Annotated in this window: 11 protein-coding genes; 2 read left to right on the forward strand and 9 right to left on the reverse strand. The window is 59.9% G+C overall.

The genetic code is table 11. From position 1 onward, the window contains the following. Positions 1-162: 162 nt before the first annotated feature. From ACP7A2_RS15720 to ACP7A2_RS15730, 3 genes are read right to left on the reverse strand one after another with little or no spacing between them, the layout of a single operon-like run. Positions 163-1344 (reverse strand): acetyl-CoA C-acetyltransferase, encoded by a 1182-nt coding sequence (locus ACP7A2_RS15720; protein WP_426134945.1) that lies wholly within the window; start codon positions 1342-1344, stop codon positions 163-165. Between the two features lie 11 nt (positions 1345-1355). Next, positions 1356-2015, reverse strand: coding sequence for a CoA transferase subunit B (locus ACP7A2_RS15725; RefSeq protein ID WP_010211320.1), 660 nt, complete (start codon positions 2013-2015; stop codon positions 1356-1358). A 34-nt stretch (positions 2016-2049) separates the two neighbouring features. Further along, complete coding sequence (locus ACP7A2_RS15730) at positions 2050-2748, reverse strand: CoA transferase subunit A (RefSeq protein WP_017135012.1); 699 nt, start codon at positions 2746-2748, stop codon at positions 2050-2052. Positions 2749-2882: 134 nt separating this feature from the next. Here ACP7A2_RS15730 and ACP7A2_RS15735 point away from each other — a divergent pair, with 134 nt between their 5' ends. Continuing rightward, entirely contained in the window at positions 2883-3788 is a 906-nt protein-coding gene (locus tag ACP7A2_RS15735; protein ID WP_426134946.1) for a LysR substrate-binding domain-containing protein, read from the forward strand. A gap of 72 nt (positions 3789-3860) precedes the next feature. On the opposite strand, the gene ACP7A2_RS15740 is transcribed toward ACP7A2_RS15735, so the two are convergent. The 6 genes from ACP7A2_RS15740 to ACP7A2_RS15765 all read right to left on the reverse strand — a co-directional run bounded on the left by ACP7A2_RS15740 (position 3861) and on the right by ACP7A2_RS15765 (position 11580). Continuing rightward, positions 3861-4190: a hypothetical protein gene (locus tag ACP7A2_RS15740; RefSeq protein WP_078741804.1), complete on the reverse strand. Its 330-nt coding sequence runs from the start codon at positions 4188-4190 to the stop codon at positions 3861-3863. Between the two features lie 546 nt (positions 4191-4736). Continuing rightward, on the reverse strand, positions 4737-5582 hold the full coding sequence (locus ACP7A2_RS15745) for an NAD-dependent protein deacetylase (RefSeq protein WP_426134947.1): 846 nt from the start codon (positions 5580-5582) through the stop codon (positions 4737-4739). Positions 5583-5590: 8 nt separating this feature from the next. Further along, complete coding sequence (locus ACP7A2_RS15750) at positions 5591-6031, reverse strand: CBS domain-containing protein (protein ID WP_426134948.1); 441 nt, start codon at positions 6029-6031, stop codon at positions 5591-5593. A gap of 132 nt (positions 6032-6163) precedes the next feature. Then, a complete protein-coding gene (locus tag ACP7A2_RS15755; protein ID WP_426134949.1) occupies positions 6164-8113 on the reverse strand; it encodes a DNA topoisomerase III in 1950 nt (649 codons plus the stop codon). A 132-nt stretch (positions 8114-8245) separates the two neighbouring features. Next, positions 8246-9868, reverse strand: a complete 1623-nt coding sequence (locus ACP7A2_RS15760) for an MFS transporter (RefSeq protein WP_426134950.1) — start codon at positions 9866-9868, stop codon at positions 8246-8248. 65 nt (positions 9869-9933) lie between these two features. Then, positions 9934-11580, reverse strand: coding sequence for a GMC family oxidoreductase (locus ACP7A2_RS15765; protein ID WP_426134951.1), 1647 nt, complete (start codon positions 11578-11580; stop codon positions 9934-9936). A 208-nt stretch (positions 11581-11788) separates the two neighbouring features. On the opposite strand from ACP7A2_RS15765, the gene ACP7A2_RS15770 reads away from it, so the two are divergent. Further along, complete coding sequence (locus ACP7A2_RS15770; protein ID WP_426134952.1) at positions 11789-12685, forward strand: LysR family transcriptional regulator; 897 nt, start codon at positions 11789-11791, stop codon at positions 12683-12685. The last annotated feature ends 69 nt before the right edge of the window (positions 12686-12754 follow it).

A 12754-nucleotide genomic window follows, 5' to 3' on the forward strand; every position in this document is an offset into this window, starting at 1 on the left:
GTGTGCGGGTGTGGGTTCCTGCACCCACCCCCCCCCCCCCCACCCCCCCTCCCCGCCCCCCCCCCCCCGCTCCCACATTTGGACTGCGTTTATTCTGGTAGCGCGCGCAAAGAAAAGGCCCGGTTTTCGTGGAACCGGGCCTTTTCCATGTTGCTCGTTGAATCAGCTGCGTTCGAGGGCGAGGGCCACGCCTTGGCCGCCACCGATGCACAAGGTCGCCAAGCCTTTTTTGGCATCTCGCTTGATCATTTCATGCAGCAGGGTCACCAGCACGCGGCAGCCTGAAGCGCCGATCGGGTGGCCGATGGCAATGGCGCCGCCGTTGACGTTGACCTTCTCGGCGTCCCACTCAAGCTCTTTGCCCACTGCCAGGGCTTGCGCGGCGAAGGCTTCGTTGGCTTCGATCAGGTCCAGGTCGCCCAGGCTCCAACCGGCTTTGTCCAGGCAGCGACGGGTCGCCGAGACTGGGCCAATGCCCATGATCGCAGGGTCGACGCCCGCATTGGCATAGCTGGCGATGCGGGCGAGCACTGGCAGGCCAAGTGCCTTGGCCTTATCGGCGCTCATCAGCAGCACGGCAGCAGCGCCGTCATTGAGGCTGGAAGCATTGCCGGCGGTGACGCTGCCGTCTTTTTTGAACGCGGGTTTGAGCTTGGCCAATGATTCGGCGGTGGTGCCAGCGCGCGGCTGTTCGTCGACGCTGAAGGCCACCGGGTCGCCTTTGCGTTGGGGAATCAGGATCGGCGTGATCTCATCGGCAAAACGTCCGGCCTCGATAGCCGCCGCGGCTTTTTGCTGGGAGGCGGCGGCAAATGTGTCCTGGGCCTCGCGGCTGATGCCGTATTTGTCCACCAGGTTTTCGGCGGTGATGCCCATGTGATAGTCGTTGAACGCATCCCACAGGCCGTCGGTGATCATGCTGTCGATCATCTTGGCGTGGCCCATGCGCAAGCCGGTGCGCGCCGCAGGCAACACGTAGGGGGCCAGGCTCATGTTTTCCATGCCGCCGGCGATGATGACGTCGGCGTCACCGCAACGAATAGCTTGAGCGCCGAGGTGCAGCGCCTTGAGGCCCGAGCCGCAGACCTTGTTCAGGGTCATGGCGGGCACGGCGTGGGGCAGGCCGGCGAGAATCGACGCCTGGCGTGCCGGGTTTTGGCCACTGCCAGCGGTGAGCACCTGGCCGAGGATGACTTCATCGACTTGAGCCGGGTCCAGGCCGGTTTGCTCCAACAGGCGACGGATCACGGCCGCGCCCAGCTCCGGTGCCGGAATATTCGCCAGCGAACCCTGGAAGCTGCCCACGGCGGTGCGGGTGGCAGCAACAATCACGACGTCTTGCATGGAATCTGTCCTCACTGGAAGTGCATTTCTGGAACGTGGTCCGGGACGATCAGTTTACCGGCGGTCTTGCTCACAATCTCTTCAACGCTGACGCCAGGTGCGCGTTCCTTGAGGACAAAAGCGCCATTTTCAATTTCCAGGTACGCAAGGTCAGTCAATACGCGCTTGATGCAATGGGCGCCGGTCAGCGGCAGGCTGCATTGGCTGAGCAACTTGGACTCACCGTCCTTGGACGCGTGGGTCATGATCACGATGATGTTTTCCGCACCCGCCACCAGGTCCATGGCGCCGCCCATACCCTTCACCAGCTTGCCGGGAATCATCCATGAGGCGATGTTGCCTTGTACGTCCACTTCAAACGCGCCGAGTACCGTGAGGTCGACGTGGCCGCCGCGAATCATTGCGAAGGATTCGGCGGAAGAGAAGATCGAGGCGCCGATGCGGGCCGTTACGGTCTGCTTGCCGGCGTTGATCATGTCGGCATCAATGGTTTCTTCGGTAGGAAACGGGCCCATACCGAGCAGGCCGTTTTCCGACTGCAGCATCACTTCCATGCCTTCGGGGATGTAGTTGGCTACCAGGGTCGGAATGCCGATGCCAAGGTTGACGTAGAACCCGTCCTGCATTTCGCGGGCGACGCGTTGAGCCATTTGTTCGCGGGTAAGAGCCATGTTATGTGTCCTTATTATTCGAGCTGGAGGCGGGTTATTTGCGCACGGTGCGCTGTTCGATGCGCTTCTCGAACGTGCCGCAAATGACCCGGTCGACGTAGATCCCAGGGGTGTGGATATGCGCCGGGTCCAGCTCGCCCGGTTCAACGATTTCTTCGACTTCGACCACGGTGATCTTGCCGGCGGTGGCGGCCAGCGGGTTGAAGTTTTGGGCGGTGTGGCGATAGATGACGTTGCCAAAATGATCGGCTTTCCAGCCTTTGACGATGGCGAAGTCGCCGGTGATGGACTCTTCCATCAGGTAAGGGCGGCCATTGAATTCGCGGGTCTCCTTGCCCTCGGCAACTGGAGTGCCAACGCCGGTGGCGGTGAAGAAGGCCGGGATGCCGGCACCGCCTGCGCGCATTTTCTCTGCGAGCGTGCCTTGAGGGGTGAGCACCACTTCGATTTCGCCGCTGAGCAGTTGCTTCTCGAACAGGGCGTTTTCACCGACATAGGACGCGATCACTTTGCTGATTTGCTTTTCTTCCAGCAGCACGCCGAGGCCGAAACCGTCCACGCCGCAGTTGTTGGAAACCACGGTCAGGTCGCGGGTGCCTTTGCGCTTGATCTCGGCGATGAGGTTTTCCGGAATGCCACACAGGCCAAAACCACCGGAGAGTACGGTCATGCCGTCTTCCAGGCCTGCCAGCGCTTCTTCATAGGACGCCACGCGTTTATCGAAACCTGCCATATGCACCTCTTTTTTTTGTGTGTGGTCCAGCCAGTGACCTGAGTGTTGCGCTGACGGATTGATTTGTTAAGTTGTTTTTTAAGGTTGATTGATTTAAAAAACAGCATAGTCGATACGCCCTTCGGAGTTGCGCCATGACCGTCAAACAGATGCGGGCCTTTCTGGCCGTGGCCCAGAGCCTGAGTTTTGCCGCGGCTTGCGAGCGCTTGCACCTCTCTCAGTCGGCGTTGAGCTTGACCATTAAAGGCTTGGAGGAGGGGTTGGGCGGGCGCCTGTTCAGCCGCAACACGCGTAACGTCGCACTGACGCCCGAAGGGGAATCCCTGTTGCCACTCGCACGGCGATTGATCGCTGATTGGGATAACGCTGAAGACGAATTGCGTCAGCGATTTACCCTTCAACGCGGGCGGGTGACCGTGGCGGCGATGCCGTCGTTTGCGGGCAATTTGCTGCCGCCGATCCTCAAAATATTCCGCGCACGTTACCCGCAGGTGAACGTGACGGTGCATGACTTGATCAACGAGCAGGTTATGGAGATGGTCCGTGACCGCCAAGTGGAGCTGGGCGTTGCATTCGAGCCGTCCGATGGTTCCTCTCTGGCATTCACGCCTCTATATGTAGACCGGTTTATCGCCGTAGTGCCGGGTGATTCGCCTTTGGCACACCGCGCGCAAATCGACTGGAAGACCCTGTTGGAGCAACCGTTCATTACCTTGCAACGGCCGTCTACGGTGCGGGTGATGCTGGAGGAGCACTTGAGTGCCCTGCAGATGAAATTGCCGGTAGCGTTGGAAAGTCATCAATTGGCGACGGTGGGGAAGATGGTTGCCTGTGGCCTGGGTGTCAGCGCCGTACCCGCATTGTGCGCGCGGCAGATGGAGGAGGCGGGTGCCCATTGCATCACGCTGAGCGATCCGGTGATCGAGCGGCCGATTGGCGTGCTGACCAAACCGGGGCATGAACTGTCGGCAGCGGCGCAGGTGTTGTTTGATATTTTTCGCGATGAAGCGAGTAAGGGCCGGTTTCCGGCTTTGTTATAAGTTTAATCAGGATTGGATATTAAAAAGCCCGCTCGAATAAGCGAGCGGGCTTAAATGTTTAATGCTGTGTTATCAGCAGTATCTATCAATCACTTTTACGCGCGACTGGCCATTGAGGTGCTGCCACTCGTTATTAAGTGTGTGAAAGACCTGTTCGATAAAGTTGCGATCAGCCGCAGCCTTCTTGCCGACATAACCCTGGCCACGACGGTACACCTTCAGGCGCGCTGCCAGCTCACGGTTATTGCGGTCAAATTCGGCTTCCTCGGTATTGGGTGCCAGGCAGTCAAGTTGCACTTCGCCCGATTTGCCAATCCACAGGACATGGTCGTCGAGAGTGTCTTTCTGCGCTGCGAACATCTCAGCCAATTCATCGATAGTGGGTTGGTTGTTCAGATTCATGTGTAAGCCCCTTGACCAGTTGGCGATCTATCAGTTGATTCGTTAGTACTGCTAAGTTGTCTCCGGTTGTGAAAGCCGGGCGTCAGTAACGGTCTGCCGAGTACGGGCAGGGTCTTGAACCTGATGCATGTAGTCTTGTTGATGAGCGGCTACGTAATGATTTCATTAGCGAAGACAAGCAGCGATTGAGCCCCTTGTACCGAGCCTTGCGGGTCGGTCTGCTTCATCAATCTGCCTTGTGGGCAGTGCACATCCGGAAAAAACAGCTCGGCGGTCAGACGAGCTCTTTCAAAACGCTTGTTACCAACGCTCCCGATCCGGGAGACGTCTCGATAATGCAAGGTCAAAAAGATTACGTCAACGATTATGTAGTGATATTTTTTAAGCACTACATAAATCGTCGTGGGTGCGGGAGAATGCCGGAAAACGTGACTTGAGCGTCATTTTTTGGAGTGGACGGTCTGATTGTCGAGATCGCACATCCGACACAAAACACTTGTGGAAGCAGGCAAGCGAGCTTCCACAGTTTGATTTGCGTTGTTTGCGTTAATGCAATCTTTCGACGAGTAAGGGCAGCAATCGCTCGCACGATGCCTCGATCTTCACGCGCAACAGCTCATCCCCGCGCGTCTTGCCGAGGTTGATGGCGATCACCGGTTTGCCTTGCTCAACCATCGCTTTGCACAGGCGAAAAGCCGAATAGGCCATCAGTGAAGAGCCTACTACCAGCAATCCCTCGGCATGTTCTACCGCTGCCATTGCCTTGGCCGCCGTAGCTTGAGCGACGTTCTCGCCAAAGAACACCACATCCGGTTTCAGCCGTTGGCCGTTGCAATGCGGGCAGTGGGGGACCTGGAAGCGCTCTTCAAATGTCGGATCGAGCAGCGTATCGCCGTCGGGCGCCTGTACGGCATCGACACCCGCCAGGTAGGGGTTCTGATCCTCCATCACTCGCTGGATCAGGTCGCGCGTGCTGCGCTGCAGGCAATCCAGGCACAGCACCCGATGCAAGCTGCCATGCAACTCGATCACATCATGGCTGCCTGCCTGATCATGCAAAGTGTCGACGTTTTGCGTAATGAGTCCGGTGATGCGCCCACGTGCCTGCAGTGTCGCCAGCGCCAGATGGGCCGGGTTCGGTTGGGCAATACGCACCCTTGGCCAGCCCAGCATCGCCCGCGCCCAATAGCGGCGCCGTGCTTGCGGGGTGGCCAGAAACTCCTGGTACATCATCGGCGCCTTGCCCCGGCGCACGCCTTCGCTGTCGCGATAGTCGGGGATGCCCGACGATGTGCTGATCCCTGCACCGGTCAACACCAGGAAGCGCCGTTCGGCCATGGCCCGGTGCAGGGTGTCGAGGTGTTCCTCTTGATGTTCCAGCGTGTCGAGCATGGGTTCCCCTATTCGCCGCGAATGTATTGCTCCAGCTGTTTGATCAGGTTTGCCTGCTCGGCGATTGCTTCTTTCACCAGGTCGCCGATGGACAGCAGGCCCAGCAGTTGACCCTCTTCTACCACGGGCAAGTGACGCAGGTGACTGTCGGTCATGATGTTCATGCATTCATCGACACTTTTATGCGAATCGACGGTTATCACTGGAGAGCTCATCACTTCATCGACACGCGTGGTAACCGACGAAAGGCCTTTGAGTATCAGTTTTCTGGCGTAATCCCGTTCGCTGATGATCCCGACCACCGCGCCTTCCTTGACGACCGGCAAGGCCCCGACGTTTTTCTCCGACATCCGAACCAGCGCTTCAAACACGGTGTGGTCCCATTGGATGGTATGCACGTCCTGGTTTTTCTGGTCCTTGGATTTGAGCACTTGTGCAACGGTTTTCATGGCGGCCACTCCGGTGTTGTTGTTAGGAAGTCAGCGGGTCCCCTACAGAATCCTAGACGGCCTGCGCCGGAGCAAGGTCCAAAGCGGCGTTAAACCCGTCGAAAAACGTCATTCACCGGGTTTTTTCGATGTTTACCCCGCACTTGTCGGTTTTTTGCCACGCTTGGGGGCCGCTGCCGTCTTGCGTGGCGCGCTGTTGCGTTTCTTTTTCCACGGCGCGGCACCCCGACCTGCCGGGCTGGCGGGGCCGGTAATGGTCATGCGCATGCCGTTGCAGCGTGCCACTTGTTTGCTCATCCACGCCGCCTGTTTGGCGACAAATTCTTCCAGGCTCATTTCACCGCTTTGCACCATGTCCAGCGCCTGTTCCCAGATGGCGGTGGTGCCTGGGTCGGCGATGGCGCGAGGCACAGCATCGATCAAACTGAACGCTGCCGGGGTTGCCGACAATGCCTTGGCGTTTTTCACCAGATAACCACGGTCCAACAAACCCTGGATGATCCCGGCGCGGGTGGCTTCGGTGCCAATGCCGGTGGTGTCTTTGAGCTTTTGCTTGAGCAGAGGGTCTTCCACCAGCTTGGCCACATTTTTCATTGCCTTGATCAGGTCGCCTTCGGTGAAGGGCTTCGGCGGCTGGGTCCACAGGTCTTTGAGATTAACCCTGGCAACGGCGTAATCCTGGCCTTGCACCAACATCGGCAACGCTTGCGGCGCTGGCGCTTCACGCCCCTTGGCCGGTGCCAGTGCTTCGGGCAATGCGCGTTTCCAGCCCGCTTCGATCACCACTTTGCCTACCGCGCGCAGTGCTTGTCCTGCGCAATCGAAATCGGCCTGGGTGCGGTCGTACTCATGGTTGGGCAGGAACTGCGCCAGATAGCGCGCCCGAATCAGCGTATACACCGCGCGATGCTTGCCGGTGAGCTGGCTGACCTCCTTGCCGGCGCCAGTCGGAATGATGCCGTGGTGTGCGCTGACCTTGGCGTCGTTCCACGCTCGTGAGCGGCGCTGGGCATCGATATGGGGCATCAGCTCGTTCACCGCTGAGTCCGCTCGGCCCAGCGCGGCGAGGATTTTCGGCGCGTCGCTGTGTTGGCTCACGGGCAAGTAACCGCAGTCGCTGCGCGGGTAGGTGATGGCCTTGTGGGTTTCGTAGAGCGACTGGGCGATATCGAGCGTTTCCTGAGCGCCCAGGCCGAGCTTCTTCGAGCAGATCTCCTGCAAGGTGCCGAGGTCGAAGGGCAGGGGCGCCACTTCGCGCATGCGTTCAGTGCGCAGTTTTACCAGCCGAGCGGTGGCTGCGTTGCGCATCCCATCGGCTGCGTCGCGGGCGAGCTGCGGGTTGAGGCAGCGGCCCTGGTCATCACAGGCATCCTCGGCCGCGCGCCATTGGGCGGTGAAGGTCATGCGTTCGTGGCTCAGGTCTACATCAATCGCCCAGTAAGCCACAGGCACAAAGTCGGCGATGCTGCGATCGCGGTCTACCACCAATCGCAAGGTCGGGGTTTGCACCCGGCCCACCGGCAGTACGCCCTGGTACCCGGACTGTCGCCCGAGCAGGGTAAACAGGCGGCTCATGTTCATGCCGATCAGCCAATCCGCGCGGGAACGGCCGAGTGCGGAGTGGTACAGGTTGAAGGTTTCGGCACCGGGTTTGAGTGCGGCCAGGGCCTTGCGGATGGAGGCTTCATCCAGCGCCGAGAGCCACAGCCGCTGAATTGGCCCGCGATAACGGCAATGCTCGACCAACTCCCGGGCGATCATTTCGCCCTCGCGGTCGGCATCGGTGGCGATCACCAATTCCTGGGCTTCCCCCAGCAGGCGCTTGACCGCCTTGTATTGGCTGGCCGTTTTGGGCTTGACCTGCATCTTCCATTTTTCCGGGACGATCGGCAGGTCGGCCAGTACCCAGCGTTTGTATTTGGCGTCGTAGGCGTCTGGCGGGGCGGTTTCCAGCAGGTGGCCGATGCACCAGGTGACGGTGACCCCGTTTCCCACCCAGCAACCGTCGCCGCGTCGGCTGGCGCCGAGCACGGCCGCGATATCCTTGGCCTGGGAGGGTTTTTCACAGAGGTACAGCCGCATGCTCAGCCCATTCGTTACACAGTTGAATGCAGAGCAGGATGGGCAAAAGAAGGGATTTGATCAACCATTATCTGGATGGATATACAGCAATTTGTGTGAGCCCCCACCCAGGACAGGTGGGGGCAGCGCCGGTCAGTTGTTGTCGATATCCACCTGCCGGGTTTCTTTGAGGAAGAACAGCCCGACAATCAGGCTCACCCCGGTCACTACCACCGGGTACCACAAGCCATAGAAGATATCGCCGGTGTACACCACCAGGGCAAACGACACTGTCGGCAGGAACCCGCCAAACCAGCCGTTACCGATGTGGTAGGGCAGCGACATCGAGGTGTAGCGGATGCGCGTCGGGAACAACTCCACCATCAACGCCGCCAACGGGCCGTAGCACATCGCCGCGATGAGTATCAATGCCACGATCAGCACCACCACCATCACCTTGTTCACCTGAGCCACATCGGCCGAGGACGGGTAACCGGCCAGCGTCACGGCGCCGCGCAGCGCAGCTTCGTCGTAACCGTCGATCTGCACATCACCCACGCTCACCTGCACCGGGCTGCCCGCTGGGGCGGCAGCGCTGGTATACGGCAGGCCCTGCTTGACCAGGAAGGTCTTGACCTTGTCGCACGGGCTGTCAAATTTCGCCTTGCCCACCGGGTCGAACTGGAAGGTGCACGTGGCCGGGTCAGCCAGCACGGTAATGGGCGCCTGATGGGTGGCCTGGTCCATCGCCGGGTTGGTGTAGTGCGCCAGGCTTTTGAAGATCGGGAAGTACAACACAGTGGCCAGCAACAGGCCGAGCATCAGCACGGGTTTACGCCCGACCTTGTCCGACAGCCAGCCAAAAAATACGAAGAACGGGGCGCCAATGACCACGCTGATGATCAACAGCACGTTGGCCAGGGCCGGGTCCATTTTCAAAAATTGTGTGAGGAAGAACAGCACGTAAAACTGCGCCGCGTAGAAGGTTACCGCCTGGCCGCCGTTGATGCTGAACAGCGCGATCAGCACGATTTTGAGGTTTTCCCATTTGCCGAAGGAGTCGCGGATCGGCGCCTTGCTCGCCTTGCCTTCCTCTTTCATTTTCAGAAACGCCGGCGACTCGTGCAGGCTCATGCGGATCCAGGTGGAAATGCCCAGCAGCACGATGGAAAACAGGAACGGAATCCGCCAGCCCCACACTTCAAACTGGTCGCCGGTGAAGTAGCGGCAGGCCAACACCACCAACAGTGACAGCAGCAGGCCGAGGGTCGCGGTGGACTGAATCCAGCTGGTGTGAAAACCCCGCTTGCCCGCCGGTGCATGCTCGGCCACATAAGTGGCGGCGCCGCCGTACTCGCCGCCCAGCGCCAGGCCTTGCAGCATGCGCAGCACAATCAGGATGATCGGTGCGGCAATGCCGATGCTGGCGTAAGTGGGCAACAGGCCGACGCAGAAGGTTGCGACGCCCATCAGAATGATGGTCACCAGGAAGGTGTATTTGCGCCCGATCATGTCGCCCAGGCGGCCGAACACCAGCGCGCCGAATGGCCGCACCACAAAGCCGGCAGCAAAGGCCATCAAGGCGAAGATGAACGCCGTGGTGTCGTTGACCCCGGCAAAGAACTGTTTGCTGATCACCGCCGCCAGGGCGCCGTAGAGGAAAAAGTCATACCACTCGAACACCGTCCCGAGGGAGGAGGCGAAGATGACTTTCCTTGATTCGCTGCTGGTGCTCGCGTTAATCGCTGAGCCCAGGGGTTGAGCGTGTTCTGACATCGGGTATCCCTCACAGTGATTATTTATTGTTGTTCCACTGTCGGCGCCGGGTGTGGCGCCGCTATTCAGATTGCATGAACCACTTCTCTCTCGGGGGCAAGATTCCTTGTGTTCGGCGACAGGATCAAGTGCGCGGCTTTCTCGGCAATCATCAGTGTAGGTGAGCAGGTGTTACCGGACGTAATGCGCGGCATCACCGAGGCATCGGCTATGCGCAGGCCAGGTACGCCGCGCACACGCAGTTGCGCGTCGACCACGGCGTCCTTGTCGTCGCCCATGCGGCACGTGCCCACCGGATGGAAGATCGTGGTGCCGATGCGCGCAGCGGCTTCGTGCAGTTGCTCTTCGGTTTGCAGTGAATCACCGGGCAGGTATTCCACCGGTTTGAACGCGCTCAAGGCTGGCGCGGCAACAATGCGTCGCGTCAGGCGGATGGCGTCGGCGGCTACCCGCAGATCTTCCGGGTGGCTGAGGTAGTTTGGCCTTATCAGCGGCGCATCTGCGGGGTTGGCCGAGCGGATATCAACACGCCCACGGCTCTGTGGGCGCAGGTCGCAGACCGATGCGGTAAACGCCGGGAACGCGTGGAGCGGTTCGCCAAAGCGTTCCAGGGACAGCGGCTGCACGTGGTATTCAAGGTTGGCCGAGGTCTGTTCCGGGCTTGAACGGGCAAATGCGCCGAGCTGGCTGGGCGCCATCGATAACGGGCCACTGCGGTCATACAGGTAGCGCAGGCCCATGCCCATTTTACCGAGCATCGTCCCGGCAACCTGGTTCAGCGTGCGTGCGTTTTCCAGTTTGTAGATCAGCCGCAATTGCAGGTGATCCTGCAAGTTGCCGCCAACCCCAGGCAGTTCGTGCAGCACATTAATGCCCAAGGGTTTGAGCACGCTGGCCGGGCCGATTCCCGAGCGTTGCAGAATGCCTGGCGAACCCACGGAGCCTGCGCACAGCACGATTTCCTTGCGCGCCTTCCACGTCACTGGCTGGCCTTGCTGACGCCCGACCACCGCTGACGCACGGCCGTTGTCGAGCAGTACGCGGTCGACGTCGACTTCAGTCAGCACCGTGAGGTTGGGCCGCTGGCGGATCGGCTTGAGAAACGCTTTCGCCGCGTTCCAGCGCACGCCGGCCTTCTGATTGACCTGAAAGTAGCCGCAGCCTTCGTTATCGCCCTGGTTGAAGTCGCTGATCGGCGCGATACCACTTTGCGCCGCGGCGTCACGAAAGGCGTCCAGGATCGGCCAGTGCAGGCGCTGTTGTTCTACGCGCCATTCGCCGCCGTCGCTGTGAAACTCCGACTCACCGGCAAAATGGTTCTCGCTGTGTTTGAACAGCGGCAACACGTCTTTCCAGGCCCAACCTGCATTGCCTTCGGCCGCCCAGCCATCGTAATCCCGGGCCTGGCCGCGCATATAGATCATGCCGTTGATGGAGGAGCAACCGCCGAGCACCTTGCCGCGCGGGTAACTCAGCGCTCGGCCTTGCAGGCCTTCCTGGGCTTCGGTCTTGAAGCACCAGTCGGTGCGCGGGTTACCGATGCAGAACAGGTAACCGACGGGGATATGGATCCAGGGGTAGTTGTCGCGGCCACCGGCTTCGAGCAGCAGCACGCGATGGGCAGGGTTGGCGGACAGTCGATTGGCCAGCAGGCAGCCCGCGGGGCCGGCGCCTACTACCACGTAATCGTAATCAGCAGCTGCAATGGGCATCTGGGGTCTCGCTTGTTTTTCTTATTGGCCCCATCCTAGTTGTTAGTTTTCGTCTTAAAAATGTTAGTTTTTACCCAGCTGCTGTGCGTTTTTAAACAGCACCCTCCAGATATTGAAGTGTGTGAGGTTTTCTGTGGCGAGCGAGCTCAGGTGCCACCGTTATGGGGCAGGGCGTTGGAAAGAGTGATGTCTTAGGGAGGGAGGCGGCATGTTCGACTGGAATGACCTGCGGTATTTTCTGGAGTTGCAGCGCAGCGGCCGCTTGCTCACTGCCGCGCAGCGCCTGAAAACCACCCACGCCACCGTGGCGCGGCATATCGAGGCTATCGAGAAAAGCCTGGGTACCGCGCTGTTTGTGCAGCACGCCCAGGGCTATGAACTGACCCCAGCTGGCGAAGCCCTGCTTAAACACGCCGAAGCCATGGAAAACGTCGCCTTGCTGGCCGAGGACGAACTCACCCATTCTGCCGCGCCACTGGGCAAGATTCGCTTGGGTGTGGCCGAAGGTTTGGGGGTGATGTTCCTTGCCAGTCGCATGGGCGGGCTATTCGAGCGCTATCCGGGCCTGGAAGTAGAACTGCTGGCCGTGCCGCGCTTTGTGAGCATCCTCAACCGCGAAGCGGAAATCAGCATCCACCTGGAGCGCCCGAGCGTCGACCAACTCGTCACCCGCAAACTCACCGATTACCGCCTCGCGCTCTACGCCAGCCGCGCCTATTTGGACCGTAACCCGCCGATTGAAAAACGCGAAGACCTCGCTGCCCATGCCTGGATCGATTACGTGGATGACTTGCTGTTCAGCCAGGAGCTGAAATTCCTCAGCAGCTTTTGTCGTAACCCTCGGGTGGTGTTCCACAGCACCAGCGTGATTGCTCAGCACCAGGCCGCGCGTTCGGGGTTGGGCATCGCGGTGTTGCCGTGCTTTATGGCGGCGAGTGATGCGGACCTGGTGCCGTTGCTGCCGGGGGAGGGGATATCGCGCAGCTACTGGATCAGTTCGCGCAGGGAGTTGCACAAGTCGGTGCGGCTGCGGGTGTTGTGGGATTACGTGGTGGAGCTGTGCGCGCGCGAGCAAGGGTTGCTGCTCGGCGAGAAACCGAATTAAACGTGTAGACGCTGGTGTGCGTGCGATAACCATCGGTCTCTACAGGCCTTGGCTCAACACTCAAACCCC

The organism is Pseudomonas sp. PWP3-1b2, from assembly GCF_049896045.1.
GTDB classification, from domain to species: Bacteria; Pseudomonadota; Gammaproteobacteria; order Pseudomonadales; family Pseudomonadaceae; genus Aquipseudomonas; species Aquipseudomonas antarctica_B.